The organism is Rhodococcus sp. BP-332 (genome assembly GCF_019836065.1).
Classification (GTDB): domain Bacteria; phylum Actinomycetota; class Actinomycetes; order Mycobacteriales; family Mycobacteriaceae; genus Rhodococcoides.
On record NZ_JABUEC010000001.1, the window covers coordinates 228,555 to 247,772 of the forward strand.

The 19,218-nt window shown below is 68.5% G+C and carries 19 protein-coding genes; 11 read left to right on the top strand and 8 right to left on the bottom strand.

The features are described from left to right. Nucleotides 1–36: 36 nt before the first annotated feature. The gene (locus HQ314_RS01015; RefSeq protein ID WP_027505306.1) at nucleotides 37–606 is read left to right on the top strand and encodes a TetR/AcrR family transcriptional regulator; all 570 of its coding nucleotides are present in this window, start codon (nucleotides 37–39) and stop codon (nucleotides 604–606) included. A gap of 6 nt (nucleotides 607–612) precedes the next feature. On the opposite strand, the gene HQ314_RS01020 is transcribed toward HQ314_RS01015, so the two are convergent. Further along, the gene (locus HQ314_RS01020) at nucleotides 613–2,244 is read right to left on the bottom strand and encodes an ABC-F family ATP-binding cassette domain-containing protein (protein ID WP_027505305.1); all 1,632 of its coding nucleotides are present in this window, start codon (nucleotides 2,242–2,244) and stop codon (nucleotides 613–615) included. A 140-nt stretch (nucleotides 2,245–2,384) separates the two neighbouring features. On the opposite strand from HQ314_RS01020, the gene HQ314_RS01025 reads away from it, so the two are divergent. From HQ314_RS01025 to HQ314_RS01055, 7 genes are all read left to right on the top strand, one after another. Next, nucleotides 2,385–3,155, top strand: a complete 771-nt coding sequence (locus tag HQ314_RS01025; protein ID WP_027505304.1) for an SDR family oxidoreductase — start codon at nucleotides 2,385–2,387, stop codon at nucleotides 3,153–3,155. Then, the gene (locus tag HQ314_RS01030) at nucleotides 3,152–4,279 is read left to right on the top strand and encodes a lycopene cyclase family protein (RefSeq protein WP_222649482.1); all 1,128 of its coding nucleotides are present in this window, start codon (nucleotides 3,152–3,154) and stop codon (nucleotides 4,277–4,279) included. The genes HQ314_RS01025 and HQ314_RS01030 overlap by 4 nt, the downstream gene beginning before the upstream one ends. Before the next feature lie 43 nt (nucleotides 4,280–4,322). Further along, on the top strand, nucleotides 4,323–5,345 hold the full coding sequence (locus tag HQ314_RS01035; RefSeq protein WP_222649012.1) for a Ku protein: 1,023 nt from the start codon (nucleotides 4,323–4,325) through the stop codon (nucleotides 5,343–5,345). A 183-nt stretch (nucleotides 5,346–5,528) separates the two neighbouring features. Further along, entirely contained in the window at nucleotides 5,529–6,779 is a 1,251-nt protein-coding gene (locus HQ314_RS01040; protein WP_261781323.1) for an SDR family oxidoreductase, read from the top strand. A gap of 40 nt (nucleotides 6,780–6,819) precedes the next feature. Further along, nucleotides 6,820–7,059, top strand: coding sequence for a hypothetical protein (locus HQ314_RS01045; RefSeq protein WP_222649014.1), 240 nt, complete (start codon nucleotides 6,820–6,822; stop codon nucleotides 7,057–7,059). Then, nucleotides 7,056–7,820 carry a phosphatidylserine decarboxylase gene (locus tag HQ314_RS01050; protein ID WP_222649016.1) on the top strand — a complete coding sequence of 255 codons (765 nt, stop codon included), beginning with the start codon at nucleotides 7,056–7,058 and terminating at the stop codon, nucleotides 7,818–7,820. The genes HQ314_RS01045 and HQ314_RS01050 overlap by 4 nt, the downstream gene beginning before the upstream one ends. After that, nucleotides 7,817–9,007 carry a GNAT family N-acetyltransferase gene (locus tag HQ314_RS01055; RefSeq protein ID WP_222649017.1) on the top strand — a complete coding sequence of 397 codons (1,191 nt, stop codon included), beginning with the start codon at nucleotides 7,817–7,819 and terminating at the stop codon, nucleotides 9,005–9,007. The genes HQ314_RS01050 and HQ314_RS01055 overlap by 4 nt, the downstream gene beginning before the upstream one ends. Before the next feature lie 7 nt (nucleotides 9,008–9,014). On the opposite strand, the gene HQ314_RS01060 is transcribed toward HQ314_RS01055, so the two are convergent. From HQ314_RS01060 to HQ314_RS01090, 7 genes are read right to left on the bottom strand one after another with little or no spacing between them, the layout of a single operon-like run. Further along, nucleotides 9,015–9,362, bottom strand: coding sequence for a metal-sulfur cluster assembly factor (locus HQ314_RS01060; protein ID WP_027505300.1), 348 nt, complete (start codon nucleotides 9,360–9,362; stop codon nucleotides 9,015–9,017). Next, nucleotides 9,359–9,829 (bottom strand): Fe-S cluster assembly sulfur transfer protein SufU, encoded by a 471-nt coding sequence (gene sufU, locus HQ314_RS01065; protein WP_027505299.1) that lies wholly within the window; start codon nucleotides 9,827–9,829, stop codon nucleotides 9,359–9,361. The genes HQ314_RS01060 and sufU overlap by 4 nt, the downstream gene beginning before the upstream one ends. Next, complete coding sequence (locus HQ314_RS01070; RefSeq protein ID WP_222649019.1) at nucleotides 9,826–11,094, bottom strand: cysteine desulfurase; 1,269 nt, start codon at nucleotides 11,092–11,094, stop codon at nucleotides 9,826–9,828. The genes sufU and HQ314_RS01070 overlap by 4 nt, the downstream gene beginning before the upstream one ends. After that, nucleotides 11,091–11,864 carry a Fe-S cluster assembly ATPase SufC gene (gene sufC / locus HQ314_RS01075; protein WP_027505297.1) on the bottom strand — a complete coding sequence of 258 codons (774 nt, stop codon included), beginning with the start codon at nucleotides 11,862–11,864 and terminating at the stop codon, nucleotides 11,091–11,093. Before sufC ends, HQ314_RS01070 begins: the two co-directional genes overlap by 4 nt. A gap of 49 nt (nucleotides 11,865–11,913) precedes the next feature. Continuing rightward, nucleotides 11,914–13,131, bottom strand: coding sequence for a Fe-S cluster assembly protein SufD (gene sufD / locus HQ314_RS01080; RefSeq protein WP_222649021.1), 1,218 nt, complete (start codon nucleotides 13,129–13,131; stop codon nucleotides 11,914–11,916). Continuing rightward, nucleotides 13,128–14,579 carry a Fe-S cluster assembly protein SufB gene (gene sufB / locus HQ314_RS01085; RefSeq protein ID WP_027505295.1) on the bottom strand — a complete coding sequence of 484 codons (1,452 nt, stop codon included), beginning with the start codon at nucleotides 14,577–14,579 and terminating at the stop codon, nucleotides 13,128–13,130. The genes sufD and sufB overlap by 4 nt, the downstream gene beginning before the upstream one ends. Beyond that, on the bottom strand, nucleotides 14,576–15,460 hold the full coding sequence (locus HQ314_RS01090) for a metalloregulator ArsR/SmtB family transcription factor (protein WP_222649484.1): 885 nt from the start codon (nucleotides 15,458–15,460) through the stop codon (nucleotides 14,576–14,578). The genes sufB and HQ314_RS01090 overlap by 4 nt, the downstream gene beginning before the upstream one ends. 283 nt (nucleotides 15,461–15,743) lie before the next feature. Here HQ314_RS01090 and mptB point away from each other — a divergent pair, with 283 nt between their 5' ends. From mptB to HQ314_RS01105, 3 genes are read left to right on the top strand one after another with little or no spacing between them, the layout of a single operon-like run. Further along, nucleotides 15,744–17,411 (top strand): polyprenol phosphomannose-dependent alpha 1,6 mannosyltransferase MptB, encoded by a 1,668-nt coding sequence (gene mptB, locus HQ314_RS01095; protein ID WP_222649486.1) that lies wholly within the window; start codon nucleotides 15,744–15,746, stop codon nucleotides 17,409–17,411. Next, the gene (locus tag HQ314_RS01100) at nucleotides 17,408–18,382 is read left to right on the top strand and encodes an ABC transporter ATP-binding protein (protein WP_308119178.1); all 975 of its coding nucleotides are present in this window, start codon (nucleotides 17,408–17,410) and stop codon (nucleotides 18,380–18,382) included. Before mptB ends, HQ314_RS01100 begins: the two co-directional genes overlap by 4 nt. Continuing rightward, entirely contained in the window at nucleotides 18,379–19,179 is an 801-nt protein-coding gene (locus tag HQ314_RS01105; RefSeq protein WP_371831676.1) for an ABC transporter permease, read from the top strand. Before HQ314_RS01100 ends, HQ314_RS01105 begins: the two co-directional genes overlap by 4 nt. Nucleotides 19,180–19,218: the final 39 nt, after the last annotated feature.

Below are 19,218 nucleotides of genomic sequence, written 5' to 3' on the forward strand. Positions count from 1 at the left end.
CAGCACGATGTCCCCAGCACACGACAGGAGCACCGAGTGCCGAAGGTCAGTGACGACCATCTCGCGGCGCGCCGAAGTCAGATCCTCGACGGCGCGCGCCGCTGTTTCGCCGAATACGGTTACGAGGGCGCCACGGTGCGGCGACTCGAGGAGGCCACCTCGCTCTCGCGAGGAGCGATCTTCCACCACTTCAAGGACAAGGACGGGCTGTTCCTCGCGCTCGCCCGCGACGACGCGCGCCGCATGGCGGACGTCGCCGCCGAGCAGGGGCTCGTCCAGGTGATGCGGGACATGCTGGCCGCTCCCGACCAGTTCGACTGGCTCGGTACACGTCTGGAGATCGCCCGACGGCTCAAGACCGACGCCGAGTTCCGGGCCGGGTGGTCGGAGCGCTCGGTCGAGCTGCAGGACGCCGTCCTGTCACGTCTCGAGCGTCAGAAGTCTGCGGGCCGACTGCGGGACGACGTGCCCACCGCGGTACTGCTGGGATACCTCGACCTCGTCATGGACGGTCTCGTGACCCGCATCGCGTCGGGCCAGGGCACCGAGAATCTGTCGGCCGTCCTCGATCTGGTCGAGGAGTCGGTCCGTCGCGATCGGCCGTGAGCCGACTCAGGCGAGCGTGATCAGGTCGAGGTAGTCCTGCGACCAGTGGTCCTCGTTGCCGTCCGGCAGGAGGATCACTCGTTCGGGAGACAGTGCCTCGGCCGCACCCGGATCGTGCGTCACCAGCACGACGGCGCCCTTGTAGCTCCGCAGCGCCTCGAGGACCTGCTCACGCGAGATCGGGTCGAGGTTGTTGGTCGGCTCGTCGAGCAGCAGCACGTTGGCCGCCGACGAGACCAGGCCGGCGAGCGCGAGTCGCGTCTTCTCACCGCCGGAGAGAGTGCCGGCCGGCTGTTCGAGCTGCGGGCCGGTGAACATGAACGCACCGAGCAGCGACCGCAGCTCCTGCTCCGGGGTGTCCGGTGCCGCGTGCCGCACGTTCTCCCAGACCGACGCCATGTCGTCGAGGGTGTCGTGTTCCTGGGCGAAGTAGCCGATGCGTAGACCGTGACCGGGCTCGATCTGGCCCGAGTCGCTCTTCTCCGTGCCGGCGAGGATGCGGAGCAGCGTCGTCTTGCCGGCGCCGTTGAGGCCGAGCACCACGACGCGGGAACCGCGGTCGATGGCCAGATCCACACCCGCGAAGATCTCCAGGGACCCGTACATCTTGGTGAGGTTCGACGCCATGAGCGGCGTCTTGCCGCACGGTGCGGGCTCGGGGAAGCGGATGTGTGCCACCCGGTCGGACACGCGTTCCTCGTCGAGGTTCGCCATCAGCTTGTCGGCACGCTTGGCCATGTTCTGGGCGGCCACGGCCTTGGTGGCCTTCGCACCCATCTTGGCGGCCTGGGCGCGCAGAGCGCCGGCCTTCTTCTCCGCGTTGGCACGCTCGCGGCGACGACGCTGCTCGTCCGTCGAGCGCGCGTCGAGGTACTTCTTCCAGTTCATGTTGTAGACGTCCGGCTCGCCGCGGACGGCATCGAGGAACCACACTCGGTTCACGACGTCGTTCAGCAGCTCCACATCGTGACTGATGACGATGAGCCCACCCTCGTGGCTCTGCAGGAAGCCGCGGAGCCAGGTGATGGAATCGGCGTCGAGGTGGTTGGTGGGCTCGTCGAGCAGCAGCGTGGTGGCCGAGCGACCACCACTGCCGTCGGACGCCGCGAACAGGATGCGTGCCAGCTCGACGCGGCGGCGCTGACCGCCGGAGAGAGTGCGCAGGGGCTGCGCCAGGACACGGTCGGGAAGTCCGAGGCTGTTGCAGATGCGCGCCGCTTCGCTCTCGGCCACGTAGCCGCCGAGCGAGGCGAAACGCTCCTCGAGCTCGCCGTATCGGCGGACGGCCTTGTCGAGGCGATCCTCGTCGGCCACCTCGGCCATGAGCGCCTGCTGCTTCTCCATGTCGTGGAGCAAGGTGTCGAGTCCGCGGGCGGACAGGACGCGATCCTTGGCCAGCAGGTCGAGGTCGCCCTCCTTGGGGTCCTGCGGCAGGTAACCGATGTCCCCGGTGCGGGTGACCGAGCCGGCGTAGGGCTCGCCCTCTCCTGCCAGAATGCGAAGAGTGGTGGTCTTTCCGGCGCCGTTGCGGCCCACGAGGCCGATGCGGTCGCCGGCCTGCACGCGCAGGGCGGGCCCGGGAGCGGACAGAAGAGTACGCACGCCGGCACGAACCTCCAGGTCGGTGGCGGTGATCACGGTGCGAACTCCTCGATCGTCGTAGTTGTCCGGTGGCAGACCGGGCGCAGCGCGAAGTCGACTGCGCAGCAATCCCTCATTTTAACGCCTCCGCGGGCTCCCACGGTCCACGCAGACGTGACTCCGCTAACGTTCGACGCATGGAGAAGGAACAGGATCTGCAGGGGCGTGTCGCCGTGGTCACCGGCGCGAGCCGCGGAATCGGTCGGGCCATCGCGGCCGACCTCCTCGCTCGCGGCGCCGCCGTGACGGTGACCGCCCGCAAGAAGGAGCAGCTCGACGCCACCGCCGAGGAGTTGCGCGCCGCGGTACCGGGGGCCACCGTGCTCGCCATCGCCGGCAACGCCGGGGACGAGGAGTCCCGCCGCGAGACGGTCGACCGCACGGTCGCCGAGCTCGGCTCACTCGACATCCTGATCAACAACACCGGCATCAATCCGGTGTACGGATCGCTGATGGAGGCCGATCTGGCCGGCGTCCGCAAGATCTTCGAGGTCAACGTCGTCGCGACGCTCGGCTTCATCCAGGAGGCGCACCGAGCGTGGATGGGCGAGCACGGCGGCTCGGTCGTGAACCTCGCCAGCGTGGCGGGAATCCGATCCACCGGAGTCATCGCCGCGTACGGCTCGTCCAAGGCGGCGCTCATCCGGCTGACCGAGGAGCTCGCGTGGCAGCTCGGACCCTCGATCCGTGTGAACGCGGTGGCCCCGGGCGTCGTCAAGACCAAGTTCGCCGAGGCACTCGTCGCCAATGGTGAGGAGGCGGCGGCCGCCGGCTACCCGATGAAGCGGCTGGGAACGCCCGAGGACGTGGCCTCGCTCGTCGGGTTCCTCGTGTCCGACGCCGCGTCGTGGATCACCGGTGAGACGGTGCGCGTCGACGGCGGACTGCTGGCGACGGGAACGTTCTGACCGACGTCCTCGTCGTCGGCGCCGGCCCGTCCGGCCGCGCGGCGGCACATCGCTGCGCGGCCGCGGGGGCATCGGTGACTCTCGTCGACCCCCGTCCGGATCGTCGATGGATCAACACGTACGGGATGTGGACCGACGAGATTCCGGACTGGGTGCCGGAGTCGACGCGCGCGTCCACGTCCCGCTCCCCCGTCGTTGTCGGCACACGCCGACACGTGGTGGACCGTGAGTACTCGGTGCTCGACACCGGACGACTGCAGGACGGCCTCACGCTCGACGGAGTGTCGGTGGTCGCGGAGTCCGCGGCGGAGGTGACGCCCACGTCGATGACCCTGCGGAACGGCACGACCCTGTCCGGCCGGACGGTGATCGACGCCCGTGGCTCGGCGGTGGGCCCCGGAGTCCCCGAGCAGACGGCCCACGGGGTCGTGGTCGACGAGGACACCGCCGCACGTGCCTGCGGCGGCGAGTCCGCTGTGATCATGGACTGGCGGCGGGACAACGGTGCGGACGCGGACGCGGTGCCGTCCTTCCTGTACGTGGTGCCGCTCGGCGGCGGCGCGGTCTTGCTCGAGGAGACCTGCCTGGTCGGTCGGCCCGGCCTCACCTCACCCGAGCTCGCGCGTCGGCTGGTCGCACGACTGGCCGCGCGGGGTGTGACTCTGCGCGGCGACGAGCCCGTCGAGCGGGTGCGCTTCGCGATGCGTCCGCCGACCCGATCGACCCGCGGGGTCGTCACCACCGGCACGCGGAGTCCGGCTCTGCACACCGCGACCGGGTACAGCGTCGCTGCCTCCCTGCGCCGAGCGGACGTGATCGCGTCGGCCGTGCTGGACGGCAGCGGCGTCGACTCGGCGGGATCGCGGGCGGTCACCCGGCTGCGGTCGGTGGGCGCGGACGCTCTGCTGTCCTTCCCGCCCGATGCCCTCGCGCCGTTCTTCGACCGATTCTTCGAGATGCCGTCGACGCTGCAACGGGCCTATCTGTCGTCGGACGACGACGTCGCCGGCATGTCCCGGGCGATGCTGACGCTGTTCTCGCGGATCGGTTCGTCCGACCGCCGCGTGATCCTCGGAGCGGTCCGTCGGGCGATGTTCTCCGCAGCGGTGGGGACGCGTTCGTGACGGGTGGTGGAAATGTGACCGGGCGTGCCCCAAGATTGGACACATGCGATCGATCTGGAAAGGCTCCATCGCCTTCGGCCTGGTGAACGTCCCGGTCAAGGTGTACACGGCCACCGAGGACCACGACATCAAGTTCCACCAGGTCCACGGCAAGGACGGCGGTCGCATCAAGTACGACCGGAAGTGCTCCGTGTGCGGTGAGTCGGTGCAGTTCGCCGACATCGACAAGGCCTACGAGACCCCTGACGGCGACCGGGTGATCCTGACCGATCAGGACTTCTCGTCGCTGCCCGCCGCCGAGAAGCACGAGATCCCGGTTCTCGAGTTCGTGCCGACCGACCAGATCGATCCGATCCTGTTCGACAAGAGCTACTACCTGGAGCCGGACTCGACGTCCCCGAAGGCCTACGTGCTCCTCCGGGAGACCTTGTCCACCACCGATCGCACCGCACTGGTGCACTTCACGCTGCGACAGAAGACACGCCTCGCGGCCCTGCGCGTGCACGACGACGTGCTGATGATCCAGACGCTGCTGTGGCCCGACGAGGTGCGGGCCGCCGAGTTCTCCTCGCTCGACGACGTCACCGCGCCCCGCCCCAACGAACTGAAGATGGCGGGGGCACTCGTCGAGAGCATGTCGGGCGACTTCGACCCGTCCGAGTACACCGACGACTACCAGATCGAACTCCGCAAAGTCCTCGACGAGATGATCGAGAACGGCGGTGAGAAGGTGGTCCACGCCGAAGCGGAGGACACCGACTCGGGCGAGGACGCCGAGGTCGTCGATCTGGTCGCCGCACTCCAGCGCAGCGTCGAGGCGGCAGGCCGGTCCGGCCCTGGTCGTCGCGGCGACACCGACTCGGCGTCGACGAAGGACGAGTCGGAGAACGAGGAGTCCGCGACGAAGGCTCCGGCGAAGAAGACAGCCGCGACGAAGGCGCCGGCCAAGAAAGCGGCCGCGAAGAAGGCCCCCGCCAAGAAGTCGGCCGCGAAGAAGACGGCGGCGAAGAAGGCCGGGAGCGGCACGTCGTCGAAGGACGAGGACCAGCAGCGCAAGGGGGCGTGAGGTCTCACGACCACGTCGTGCGCGTGCGCACGGGCCTCACAATCAAGTGCCCACGGAACCGTATGTCTCACAACGTCAAACGTGGTTGATCACCCCGCGGATGCTCTTAGGGTCTCTGGAGAGACACAGCGAGTCGTCCCGGTCACACCCGGGACGGGTGCCGCATCCATCGGGGGAGATCACATGTTCGACGATTACACGTTCACCACTGTCGCCAACGACGCGCACCTGGTCAGCCCGGTCGTCGCTCTGACGGGCGACGCTCCGTCGCTGTTGTTCTCGCGCAAGTACGCGGACGTCGCGGCGCTGTCCGCCGGCGACCACGAGTTGCTGCGACCGATCGTCGATCCGAGCACTGCCGAGCAGGTGCGCTCCATGGCGCCGCCCGCGGCCGAGGTCGCGCTGGTGTTCGGTGCGAACGGCTTCGTCGGAGCGCATCTCGTCGCGGAACTGTCTCTGCGGCCCGGAATCACGACGGTCTACGCCGGTGTCCGATCCGCCGGTGACTCCTCGGCCGCCGAGCGTTTCGAGGAGACCGTCGCTCAGTACTCGATCACCGGGATCGATCTCGCGAAGATCGTCGTCGTCGAGGCGGTTCCGACCCGGACGAACTTCGGTCTCGACGAGGACACCTACCTGCAGCTCCGCCGCACGGTGGACCAGGTGTTCAACTCGGCCAGCTCCACGGACTACGACTCGAGCTACCTCGAGCTCCGACAGGACTGGTTCGTCTCCCTGCTGCGCGTGGTCCAGTTCACCCTGGAGGATCGCCGCAAGCACCTCACCTACATGGGGTCCATCGGCGCCTTCATCTACACCAGCCCGGAAGACTTCCTGCGTCCTGATTCCTGGTGGTACTCGGGCTACTGCCAGATGAAGTGGATCAACGGTCAGCTCCTCGGGTGGCTCGCGCGGGACGGCGTCGCGTCCGTGACCCTGGTCGAGTCGCCGTACGTGCTCGGCAGCACCACCGTCGGCAAGGACCCCGGCCGCGTCTACAGCTTCTGGCGTGCGATCGAGCTGGCGAGCAGTGTCGGTGCGATGTGGGACGGCCCCGGCATGAACTACGCTCCCGTCGACGTACTCGCGAGCGTGCTGGCGGACAATGCGCTCGGCGACGACACGCTCCCCCACCTCGTGCCGTCCAATCCGGTGCCGTACAGCAATGCCGTCCTGGCATCGGCTCTCGGCCTGGACCTGGTGCCGTGGGCAGAGTTCAAGGCGATCGTCGACCGCGCGATCCCGGCGGAGAAGACGGCGTCCCTGCTCGGGTCCGACGTCAACGACCTCATCCGCCGTTCCAACGCACCGTCGCTCATGCCGTCGTCCTTCGACGGATCCTCGTGGGACCACGATGCGCTCTTCGCGCTGTACCTGTCGGTCATCCAGTTCCGCGATGCGACGGCTCGCCGACCCCGACTGGTCACCGCGTGAGCAGTAGCGCACAGACCCGCGACGTCCTCGGCCGTGCACGATGAGTCGCGTCCCGCCGCAACCGATGTTCCTGGAATCCGGCGCGAGGTACCGGGTCCGGGTGTTCCTCGGCGACTTCGTGAACTTCACCCTCGGACTCGTCTACTACGTCGCCTGCGCGACCCTCGGAGTGCTCGCCGTCGGGGTCGATGCCATGCTGCGCACCCATCTCTACGACGCGTTCATCGCGCTGGTCGAGCGCATCGACCACGGTAAGGAGACGGTTGTGGAGCCGTCGTGACCCGAGCAGCCACCACCGCCGGAACCGTGGCTCTGGCCGCCCTCGTCGGCGGGTACTCGTACTGGCGCAGCGCCGCCTTCCTCCGTGATCCGGATCGATCGGTGCCCTCGGACCCGTCGTCCATCGTGTCGGCCGCCGACGGGTACGTCACCTACGTCAAGCGAGTCGAGTCCGGGCAGATCCCCGTCGCCGTGAAGAAGAGACGCACCATCCGGCTGTCCGAGTACGCCGGTATCGACTCCGACGCGAGCGGGTGGCTCGTCGGCACCTACATGACCGAGCACTCGGTCCACCGCAATCGCGCACCGATCGAGGGAGCGGTGGTGGTGCGTGAACACCGCGGCGCGGCGCCGTTCAACCGGTCGATGGCTCGCATGACGGCGAACCTGTTTCTGCACCGCACGCCGTACGACGAGGGGTGCGAGTACCTCCTGACCAACGAGCGACTCACCATCGGTGTCCGGCACGCCGACGGCCCCACCGTCTTCGTCACGCAGATCGCCGATCTGTGGGTGGATCGGATAGTCGCCCACGTCGAGGTCGGTGAGCACCTCGCTCGCGGCGAGCAGTACGGCCTGATCCGCTTCGGATCGCAGTGCGACGTGTTCCTTCCCGACGCTCTGCTCGACGGCGACGTCCTGGTACGGCCGGGGCAGTACGTGTGGGCCGGTGAGTCGGTGCTCGCCCGGTCGTCCGTCGTGGGGCCGGCACCGACGACCCGGAGCCCGATGCAGGACGACCTCGAGGAGGCCCCCTCATGACCACGCGTACGGACAGTCGGCCGGCCACGACCGATGCCGTGACCGTCACGGCGGTACGCACCCGTCGCGACTGGTCGACCTTCGCGAAGGTGCCGTTCACGGTCTACCGGGACGACCCGAACTGGATTCCCGGCGACATCGCGGACGTGGGGTCGATGCTGCGTCGGCCGTCGGAGAAGACGCGGAGCCGGATGACGAGCCAGGCCTTCCTCGCGTATCGCGGTCGGCGGCTCGTGGGGCGGATCGCGGCCATCGCCGACCTGGTCTTCATCTCGCACTACGAGCAGCAGACCGCGTACTTCGGATACTTCGAATGCCTCGACGACCGGGAGGCCGCGCACGCTCTGCTCGACGCCGTGGCCGACTGGGCTCGGGGCCGGTCGCTGAGCACCGTGGTGGGGCCGATGAGCCCGTCATTGCTGTGGAGCGCGGGAGTACTGGTGCACGGCAACGACATTCCGCCGCTGGTCGGCATGCCCCACAATCCCCCCTACTACGCCGATCTCCTCGAGTCGTGGGGCATGAGCAGCATCAAGGAGTTCCACAGCTTCTATCACGACGATCCGCACACGCTCGTGCAATCGCCGCCGTTCGCACGGAAGTACGCGATGGGCCAGAGGTGGAAGGCGCGATCGTCGGTCGTCGTCCGGCCGATGAATCCGGCGACGTTCGACGAGGACGTGGCGAAGTTGCGGGTGCTCTACAACACCGCATTCGCGTCGTTCTGGGGATTCACGCCGGTGGAACCCGACGAACTCGATGCGCTCGTGGCGACCATGCGCCCGATTCTCGACCCCGAGATCGTGCTGTTCGCCGAACTCGACGGCGAGGTCGTCGGCTTCGTCATGGGCATTCCCGATGTGAACAGGGCAGCCCTGGGGGCGGTGCGCTCACGGTTCGGCATCGTGCGAGATCTCCACACGATCGCACGGTGGCGTGGGCCCGGCGGACGCCGACACCGCACGCACGTGCGGCTGGACATGATGTTCGTGGACCCGAGCTGCCCCGACAAGGGCACCTCGGCACTGCTGATCTTCGAGCTGTTCCAGCGCATCCACGACCGCGGGTACGACTCCATCGAAGCCGCACCGGTACTCGCCGACGGCGGCTGGTTCCGCTCGGTGCGGGCGTCCTACCCGGTGGATCCGAGCAGGACGTACCGCATCTTCTCGCGTGAGATCGGGTGAGCCGGCTCTAGACGGTGAAGCCGAGCGCGCGCAGCTGCTCGCGGCCGTCGTCGGTGATCTTGTCCGGTCCCCACGGCGGCATCCAGACCCAGTTGATCTTCAGGTCCTCGGCGAGACCACTGCGCACCAGGGCGGTGCGGCTCTGGTCCTCGATCACGTCGGTCAACGGGCACGCCGCAGACGTGAGTGTCATGTCGAGAGTGACCACGGCCTCGTCGTCGATGGTGATTCCGTAGACCAGTCCGAGGTCGACGACGTTGATGCCGAGCTCGGGGTCGACGACGTCACGCATGGCCTCCTCGAGGTCCTCGATGACGGAATCGGGCGCCACTGCGCCGTTGTCGGTATCGGTCATGATCGTCCTCCACTGTTCGCGTGCTCGTCCTGCGTCTCCACAGTACGAACAACGGCGTCCTTGAATGCCATCCATCCGAGCAGCGCGCACTTCACGCGTGCCGGGTACTTCGCCACACCCGCGAAGGCGATGCCGTCGCCGATGACGTCCTCGTCACCCTCGACGGTGCCGCGGCTGCCGACCATCGCCGAGAAGGCGTCCACCGTGAGGAGCGCGTCCTCGACGGAGAGTCCGACGACCTGGTCGGTCAGGACCGAGGTGGCCGCCTGACTGATGGAGCACCCCTGCCCGTCGTAGGACACGTCGGCCACGACACCGTCGGCGACGTTCACGCGCAACGTGACCTCGTCACCGCAGGTGGGGTTGACGTGGTGCACCTCGGCGCCGAACGGCTCGCGGAGCCCGCGACCGTGCGGGTGCTTGTAGTGATCGAGGATCACTTCCTGGTACATCTGTTCCATTCTCACGCGGCACCGCCGACGCCGAAGAACGTCTGTGCCGTGCGGATCGCGTCGCGCAGCGCGTGCACTTCCTCCACCGTGTTGTAGACGGCGAACGAGGCACGGGCCGTCGCGGCCACGCCGAAACGACGGTGCAGCGGCCACGCGCAGTGGTGACCGACGCGGATGGCGACACCCTCGTCGTCGAGGATCTGTCCCAGATCGTGCGCGTGGATGCCGTCGACGACGAACGACACGGCTCCCCCGCGATCCTGCGTGTCCGTCGGCCCGATGATGCGGAGCCCGTCGATGGTGGCGAGCTCCGACAGTGCGGCAGCCGTGAGCGTCTGTTCGTGCGCGGCGACGGCGTCCATCCCCAGCGCGTTCAGGTACTGCACGGCCGCACCCAGGCCGACGACCTGCGACGTCATGGGCACACCGGCCTCGAACCGCTGCGGGGGCGGTGCGTAGGTGGTCTGCTCCATCGTCACGGTCTCGATCATCGACCCGCCGGTGATGAAGGGAGGCATCTCGGCCAGGAGCGCCGCCTTGCCGTACAGGACACCGACTCCGGACGGTCCGAGCATCTTGTGCCCGGAGAACGCCGCGAAGTCGACGTCGAGCGCGGAGACGTCGACCGGCATGTGCGGCACCGACTGGCACGCGTCGAGGACGACCAGTGCGTCGACCGCACGTGCACGGCGGACGAGTTCCTCGGTGGGAGCCACCGCGCCCGTCACGTTGGACTGATGAGTGAACGCGACCACGCGCGTGCGGTCGGTGAGCTCGAGCGAGTCGAGATCGATCCGGCCGTCGTCGGTGACCCCGTACCACCGGAGCGTCGCACCGGTGCGACGCGAGAGCTCCTGCCACGGAACAAGATTGGCGTGGTGCTCGAGCTCGGTGATGACGATCTCGTCACCGGGACGCAACGAGCGCGCGAAGCGGTCGTCGCCGAGGACGTGCGTCACGAGGTTGAGCGACTCGGTGGCGTTCTTGGTGAACACGATCTCGTCCGCGCGGGCACCCACGAAGGCAGCGATGCCGGCGCGGGCTCCCTCGTAGGCGTCCGTGGCTTCCTCGGCCAGCTGGTGCGCCCCGCGGTGCACGGCCGCGTTGCAGGTGGTGAGAAAGTGCCGCTCGGCGTCGAGCACCTGCACCGGACGTTGAGACGTCGCGCCGGAGTCGAGGTACACCAGTGGCTTGTCGTCGCGCACGGTACGACCGAGGATCGGGAAGTCCTCCCGAAGCCTCGCGACGTCCAGGGTGCCGACCGACGCGACGGCCGTCATGCGCCCGCGGTGGTCTTCGTGAAGCGCTCGTATCCGTTGGCCTCGAGCTCGTCGGCCAGCTCCGGTCCACCGGACTCGACGATGCGGCCCGCGGAGAACACGTGCACGTGATCGGGCGTGATGTAGCGCAGGATGCGGGTGTAGTGCGTGATCAGGAGAATGCCGCCGTTCTCCCGCTCCTTGTAGCGGTTGACACCCTCAGACACGACGCGCAGAGCGTCGACGTCGAGGCCCGAGTCGGTCTCGTCGAGGATGGCGATCTTCGGCTTGAGCAGGCCCAACTGCAGGATCTCGTGGCGCTTCTTCTCGCCACCGGAGAAACCTTCGTTGACGCTGCGCTCGGCGAAGGCCGGATCGATGTCGAGCTCGGTCATCGCCTCCTTGGCCTCCTTCACCCAGTGCCGCAGCTTCGGGGCCTCGCCGCGCACGGCAGTGGCCGCGGTGCGGAGGAAGTTGGACATGGACACACCGGGCACCTCGACGGGGTACTGCATTGCGAGGAACAGGCCGGCGCGAGCGCGCTCGTCCACGGACATCTCCTGGACGTCCTCACCGTCGAGCAGGATGGTGCCCGAGGTGACGCGGTACTTGGGATGGCCGGCGATCGCGTAGGACAGCGTCGACTTGCCCGAGCCGTTGGGGCCCATGATGGCGTGCGTCTCGCCCGACGAGACCGTCAGATCGACGCCCTTCAGGATCTCGATCGGCTGCGCGGCATCGTCGGTGTTCGCGACGTCGACGTGCAGATCGCGGATTTCGAGAGTGGACATGATGTTCCTTGCCTGTCTGTGAATCGGGAGAAGGTGGTCGCGCGAGGGGTCAGACGCCGGTGATGGCGAGTTCCGCCTCGACCGCGTCGGAGAGACGCTCGCGGATCGACGCCACCGGGATCTTCGCGATGATGTCGTGGAAGAAACCGCGCACGACGAGCTTGCGTGCCTGGTCCTCCGGGATGCCGCGGGCACGGAGGTAGAACAGCTGCTCGTCGTCGAAGCGACCCGTCGCACTCGCGTGACCGGCCCCGACGATCTCGCCGGTCTCGATCTCGAGGTTCGGCACGGAGTCCGCACGCGCGCCGTCGGTGAGAATCAGGTTGCGGTTGAGCTCGAACGTGTCCGTGCCCTCCGCCTTCGCACCGATGACGACGTCACCGACCCACACGGTGTGGGTGTCGGGCTTCTTCGACGCCGGATCGCCCTGCAGGGCGCCCTTGTAGACCACGTTGGACTTGCAGTGCGGCGCGGTGTGGTTGACCAGCAGGCGCTGCTCGAGATGCTGACCGTCGTCCGCGAAATACAGGCCCAAGAGCTCGGCATCGCCGCCCGGACCGGTGAAGTTCACCGTCGGGGTCAGGCGCACCAGGTCCCCGCCGAGGCTGACCGACACGTAGCGCAGGACGCTGTCGCGGCCCACCTTCGCGTGATGCGACGCGACGTGCACCGCGTCGTCGTCCCACTCCTGCAGAGCCACGACCGTGAGGTGCGCGCTGTCCGCGACGACGAACTCGACGTTCTCGGCGTACGTTCCGCTGCCGCGCTGCTCGAGTACGACGGTCGCCTTCGCGAACGCCTCGACGCGGATCTGGACGTGGCCGTAGGCGACGGAGTCCGCTCCGGGACCGTCGACCGTGACGATCAGCGGATCCGCGAGCTCGGCCTCGGAGGCCACCGTGACGACGGTGGCCGAGTCGAAGGACGAATACGCCTGTGCGGCGACGCGATCGGCCGGCGCACCCGCGGTGCCGAGCCGCACGTCGTCACGACCGACGGTCTCGACGCGCACGGACTCGGGCGCGTCGGTGACCGTCACGGTCGCGGAGCCCGTGGCCAGGGCGGTGCCGTCGTGGAGACCACGCAGGCGCCGCAGCGGTGTGAAGCGCCAGATCTCGTCGCGGCCGGACGGCACCTCGAACGCGGCGACGTCGTAGGACGAGAACTGCGCGCCCTTGTTCGCGACGATCGCGCGCTTGTTCTCGGTGGCGGGGTTCTCGCCGGTTACGGCAGCCTTCACCCCGGTGTCGGTGTGGGGCAGGGTCATCCGACCGATCCCTCCATCTGCAGCTCGATCAGGCGGTTGAGCTCGAGGGCGTACTCCATCGGGAGTTCCTTCGCGATGGGCTCGACGAACCCGCGCACCACCATGGCCATGGCCTCGTCCTCGGTCATGCCGCGGCTCATCAGGTAGAACAGCTGATCGTCGCTGACCTTGGAGACGGTGGCCTCGTGGCCCATCGTCACGTCGTCCTCGCGGATGTCGACGTACGGGTAGGTGTCGCTGCGGCTGATCTGATCGACCAGGAGTGCATCGCACTTGACGGTCGACTTCGACCCGTGCGCGCCCTTGTTGATCTGGATCAGGCCGCGGTAGGACGCCCGGCCGCCGCCGCGAGCGACGGACTTGCTCACGATGTTGGACGACGTGTTCGGCGCGAGGTGGAGCATCTTCGAGCCGGTGTCCTGATGCTGGCCCTCGCCGGCGAACGCCACCGACAGAACCTCGCCCTTGGCGTGCTCACCGGTCATCCACACGGCCGGGTACTTCATCGTGACCTTCGAGCCGATGTTGCCGTCGATCCACTCCATCGTCGCGCCGGCCTCGGCCTTGGCGCGCTTGGTGACGAGGTTGTAGACGTTGTTCGACCAGTTCTGGATGGTGGTGTAGCGGCACCGACCACCCTTCTTGACGATGATCTCGACGACTGCCGAGTGCAGCGAGTCGGACTTGTAGATGGGCGCGGTGCATCCCTCGACGTAGTGCACGTAGGCACCCTCGTCGACGATGATGAGCGTCCGCTCGAACTGGCCCATGTTCTCGGTGTTGATGCGGAAGTACGCCTGCAGCGGGATGTCCACGTGGACGCCCGGCGGCACGTAGATGAAGGACCCACCGGACCACACCGCGGTGTTCAGCGCGGAGAACTTGTTGTCACCGGCCGGGATCACCGAACCGAAGTACTCCTGGAACAGCTCCGGGTGCTCACGCAGACCCGAGTCGGTGTCCAGGAAGATGACGCCCTGCTCCTCGAGATCCTCACGGATCGAGTGGTAGACGACCTCGGACTCGTACTGAGCGGCGACACCCGACACGAGGCGCTGCTTCTCCGCCTCCGGGATGCCGAGACGGTCGTACGTGTTCTTGATGTCGGCGGGCAGATCGTCCCACGTGGCGGCCTGCTTCTCGCTGGACCGCACGAAGTACTTGATGTTGTCGAAGTCGATGCCGTCGAGGTTCGATCCCCAGTTCGGCATGGGCTTGCGCTCGAACGTGCGCAGCGCCTTCAGGCGTGCCTCGAGCATCCACTCGGGCTCGCTCTTCTTGTCGGAGATGTCGCGGACGACCGCATCGCTGATGCCGCGCTTGGCGCTCGCACCGGCGACGTCGGAGTCGGACCAGCCGTATCCGTAGGTCCCGAGAGACGCGATGGTCTCGTCCTGCGTGAGTGTCGCGGGCACCGTGGGGGTCACCTGGTCTGGTGTGACGGTCATGCGGGCTCCTTCCGGAGACGATCGAGCGGGCTGTTCGGGCTGGAGCTGGTGGTACGGGCCGAATCGAGAGCTGTTCGGTCGAGGTGGACCGTGCCGCTGTCGGCAGCATCACTCGGTGCAACGCCGACATCGTCGTCGGTATTGCCTGATTCGGGAGTCGAGAGTGTGCGAAGGGGCACATGGGTGGTGCACGCGCAGTCACCGTTGGCGATGGTGGCGAGACGCTGTACGTGCGTTCCGAGCAGGTCGGCGAACGCCTCGCGCTCGGCGGTGCACAGCTCGGGGAACTCGGCCGCGACGTGCGACACCGGGCAGTGGTGCTGGCAGATCTGCACCCCGTTGCCGACCGGGCGGGTGGAGGCGGCGAAGCCCGACTCGGTGAGCGCCTCGGCAATGGCGTCGGCCGTCTCGGAGACGGACTGCTGCGAGGACGTGTCGGCCGGCTCGACGTCGCCGACGATCGACTGGATGCGTCGGCGGGCGAACGTGCGCACCGCGTCGTCGCCGCCGATCTCCCGCAGGTGCCGCATGGCCGCACCGGCGAGATCGTCGTACGAGTGGCCGAGTCGAGAGCGTCCGTGCGCGGTCAGGGAGAACAGCTTCGCGGGGCGACCGCGGGTACGCGCGCCCGGACGCGAGGTCATCGTGACGCGCGCGTCGCCCGCGTCGATGAGAGCATCGAGGTGGCGGCGCACGCCGGCGGCGCTGATGCCGAGACGGGACCCGACCTCGGTGGCACTGATCGGACCCTCCTCGAGCAGGAGCGTCACGACGGACGACCGCGTGCGGCCCTCCGACGTTGCCGAACCCGACGTTGCCGAACCCGACGTCGCCGAATTCGGGGTGACGGTGACCGACGCGACGTCGGCGCGGGCGCTGATGCGCTCGCCGGAACGTTCGGTAGTCGTTTTCACAACACCAGTGTGACCGAATTACCGGAGAGGTTCCAGCAAGGGCACCCTGGGTAGCAGGACCGATGCTGCGGCGACGTTCGTGATCGGCGCCGGTGTCGATACGCTCCGTTCTGTGCCCGCACCTGCCGACGACCCCGTGCCCACCGCGCCGGTGACACCGACCGACGCCTCGGCGTCCCCCGCGGGCGGCACCGACGACGTGGTCACGGCGGGCGCGACGGAGCCGACTCGACCCGGTGCGGCCGCCAGGATGCGGGCGACGGCACGTGGAGCGACGCGTCGGGTGCTGGGGCTCGAAGGGTATCCGCGCAGCGATCGCGTCGCGTTTCTCCACGACAACGAGCCCGAGCGCCCTGAACTGAACGCCGCCGAGGTGCGCGATCTCACACGGATCCGTCGCTTCGGTGCCATCGGCGCCGCGATGATGGCCCTCGGTGCACTGGGCGCCGGCGCGCAACCGGTTCTCCAGAACCCGGTGCAGGGCGTCCGCGTGCTCGGACTCTTCGCTCGCGCGCTCCCCGCCGCACTCACCGTCACGATGATCGGCACCGCCGTCGTGGTGCTCGCGTGGCTGCTCCTCGGCCGCCTCGCCGTGGGATCCTTCGGCGCGCACTCGTCGCCGCGCCGGATGTCTCGCTCCCAGCTGGACCGCACGCTCGCGCTGTGGATCGTGCCGCTGTGCGTCGCGCCACCGATGTTCAGCAAGGACGTCTACTCGTACCTGGCGCAGAGCGAGATCACGGCCCGCGGACTCGATCCGTACGCCATCGGTCCGCAGGCGGCACTCGGCGTCGACCATGTACTCACCCGCACCGTGCCGAATATCTGGCGCGACACCCCGGCGCCCTACGGACCGTTCTTCCTGTGGATCGGTCGGGGCATCACCGCGCTCACCGGTGACGACATCGTCGCCGGAATCTTCCTGCATCGCATCGTCGCGCTCGTCGGGGTCGCGCTCATCGTGTGGGCACTCCCCCGCCTCGCCGCCCGATGCGGAGTGTCCAGCGTGGCGGCGCTGTGGCTCGGTGCCGCGAATCCGCTCCTGCTCTTCCACCTCGTCGCCGGGATCCACAACGAGGCTGCGATGCTGGGCCTGATGCTCGCGGGGCTCGAACTCTCGTTCCGCGCAGTCGAGTCCGCGGCACCACTGCGGGGCCGTACCGGCGTGCTGCTGCTCGCGGGCGCGGCGGTCATCGCCCTGTCCGCGACGATCAAGATCCCGTCGGTGCTCGCGCTCGGATTCGTGGGCATGGCGTTGGCGCGTCGATGGGGTGGTCGGCCCCGCGACGTCGCGGCCGCCGCCGCACTGCTCGGCGCGGTGACGGTCGCCGTGATCCTCGGTGTCAGCGTCGCGAGCGGGCTCGGATTCGGCTGGCTGGACACCCTGGACACGGCCAACGCCGTGCGCAGCTGGATGTCGTTGCCCACACTGCTCGGCCTCGCCACGGGAGGCGCCGGCGTCCTCCTGGGCATCGGCGACCACACCACGGCCGTGCTGTCCCTCACCCGCCCGATCGCCTCCCTGGTGGCCGCGCTGATCATCGTGCGGATGCTCGTGTCGGTCCTGCTGGGCCGGCTCCACCCCATCGGCGCCCTCGGCGTGTCGCTCGGGGCACTGGTGCTGCTCTTCCCCGTCGTCCAGCCCTGGTACCTGCTGTGGGCCGTCACCCCGCTGGCCGCCTGGGCCACCCGACCGGCGTTCCGGGTGCCGGTGATCGTCTTCTCCGCGTTCGTCTCGCTGATCGTCATGCCGACCGGCGGTGAGGTCCAGCCCTTCGTCATCGTCCAGGCAGCGGTGGCGACCGTCCTGACGATCGCCGTGCTGTACGCCTCGACGAGGCGACTGCTGCCCTGGCGGGCACGCGACGGGGCGGCGGCGCCCGACCGTCCTTCGGACGCCTACGCTGGATCATCGTGACCGCCCGATCTGTCCCTCCGCCCACGGCGTCCGATGCCGGGACGCCGACGGACTCTCCGGCGGTGTCGCTCCGCGGTGTGGTCAAGCACTTCGGTGACGTCGCGGCCGTCGACGGACTCGACATCGAGCTGCAGCGCGGCCGGGTGCTCGCACTCCTCGGTCCCAACGGGGCCGGCAAGACCACCACCGTCGAGATGTGCGAGGGCTTCCACACGCCCGACTCCGGTGAGGTTCGCGTCCTGGGGCTCGATCCCATCGCCGACTCCGACCGTCTCAAGCCGCGGATCGGAGTGATGCTGCAGGGCGGCGGCGCCTACCCCGGCTCGCGTGCCGGCGAGATGCTCGACCTCGTCGCCGCGTATTCGGCCGACCCGCTCGATCCCGCGTGGCTCCTCGGACAGTTGGGGCTCACCGATGCGGTCCGCACGCCGTACCGACGACTCTCCGGCGGTCAGCAACAGCGCCTCTCGCTGGCCTGCGCGCTGGTCGGCCGGCCCGAGCTGGTGTTCCTCGACGAGCCGACCGCCGGGCTCGACGCGCAGGCGCGGCTCCTCGTGTGGGACCTCGTCGAGGCGCTGCGGCGCGACGGCGTGAGCATTCTGCTGACCACCCACCTCATGGACGAGGCCGAGCACCTCGCGGACGACCTCGTGATCATCGACCACGGTCAGGTCGTGGCCTCCGGTACGCCCACCGAGCTCACGCGACGGGGTGCCGAGGGCCAGTTGCGCTTCTCCGCGCCGTCCGGCCTCGATCTGTCGTTGCTGCAGATGGTGCTGCCCGAGGGGTTCGATCCGGTCGAGAGTTCCCCGGGCTCGTATCTGCTCGAGGGGACCATCGACCCCCAGGTGCTCGCGACGGTGACCTCGTGGTGTGCTCGACTGAACGTGCTGGCCACCGATCTCCGTGTGGAACAGCGCAGCCTCGAGGACGTCTTCCTCGACCTCACGGGGCGGGAACTGAGAGGGTGAGCGTGACATCACGGTCCGAACGTGCGTCCGACCGATTCGCACCGGGGACGTTCACACCGGATCCCCGGCCCGCGCCGCGACGCCGCATGCTGCTGGCACAGAGCCGCCTCGAACTGCTTCTCCTGCTGCGCAACGGGGAGCAGCTGCTGCTGACGATGTTCATCCCGGTGACCTTGCTCATCGGGCTCACGCTGCTGCCGTTCGGCGACTTCGGCACCGAGCGCGTCGGCACCGTCGTGCCCGCCGTGATGACCGTCGCGGTGATGTCGACCGCGTTCACCGGTCAGGCCATCGCCGTCGGCTTCGACCGGCGCTACGGCGCCCTCAAGAGACTCGGCGCCACCGCCCTGCCGAAGTGGGGCGCCATCGCGGGGAAGTCGATCGCCGTCCTCCTCGTGGTCGTGCTGCAGTCGGTGCTGCTCGGTGCCATCGGCCTCGCCCTCGGGTGGCGTCCGACCCCCGGCGGACTCGTGCTGGGCGCGCTGGTCATCGCATTGGGCACCGTCACCTTCGCCACGATGGGCCTCCTGCTCGGCGGGACGCTGCGGGCCGAGATCGTGCTCGCCCTCGCCAACATCGCGTGGTTCGTGATGCTCGGCATCGGCAGCGTGGTGTTCGCGAACGAGGCACTCCCCGGCGGCGTCCGCATGATCGCGCGGCTGATCCCGTCGGGTGCGATGGCGGAGACGCTGGAGCAGGCCGTCGTCGGGCGAGCCGATCTGTTCGGCATCCTGGTCCTCGTCGTGTGGGCAGCGGTCTGCGGCTTCTGGGCGACCCGAAAGTTCTCGTTCACCTGACACCGGTGCCGCAGGCCGACCACCCGGTGCCGCAGGCCA

Excerpts from the sequence above, each read along its gene's own strand:
- sufB (WP_027505295.1), bottom strand. The coding sequence starts at position 14,579 with ATGACCGTCACACCAGACCAGGTGACCCCCACGGTGCCCGCGACACTC.
- sufD (WP_222649021.1), bottom strand. The coding sequence starts at position 13,131 with ATGACCCTGCCCCACACCGACACCGGGGTGAAGGCTGCCGTAACCGGC.
- HQ314_RS01035 (WP_222649012.1), top strand. The coding sequence starts at position 4,323 with ATGCGATCGATCTGGAAAGGCTCCATCGCCTTCGGCCTGGTGAACGTC.
- HQ314_RS01055 (WP_222649017.1), top strand. The coding sequence starts at position 7,817 with ATGACCACGCGTACGGACAGTCGGCCGGCCACGACCGATGCCGTGACC.
- sufC (WP_027505297.1), bottom strand. The coding sequence starts at position 11,864 with ATGTCCACTCTCGAAATCCGCGATCTGCACGTCGACGTCGCGAACACC.
- mptB (WP_222649486.1), top strand. The coding sequence starts at position 15,744 with ATGCGGGCGACGGCACGTGGAGCGACGCGTCGGGTGCTGGGGCTCGAA.
- HQ314_RS01045 (WP_222649014.1), top strand. The coding sequence starts at position 6,820 with ATGAGTCGCGTCCCGCCGCAACCGATGTTCCTGGAATCCGGCGCGAGG.
- HQ314_RS01025 (WP_027505304.1), top strand. The coding sequence starts at position 2,385 with ATGGAGAAGGAACAGGATCTGCAGGGGCGTGTCGCCGTGGTCACCGGC.
- HQ314_RS01070 (WP_222649019.1), bottom strand. The coding sequence starts at position 11,094 with ATGACGGCCGTCGCGTCGGTCGGCACCCTGGACGTCGCGAGGCTTCGG.
- HQ314_RS01060 (WP_027505300.1), bottom strand. The coding sequence starts at position 9,362 with ATGACCGATACCGACAACGGCGCAGTGGCGCCCGATTCCGTCATCGAG.
- HQ314_RS01040 (WP_261781323.1), top strand. The coding sequence starts at position 5,529 with ATGTTCGACGATTACACGTTCACCACTGTCGCCAACGACGCGCACCTG.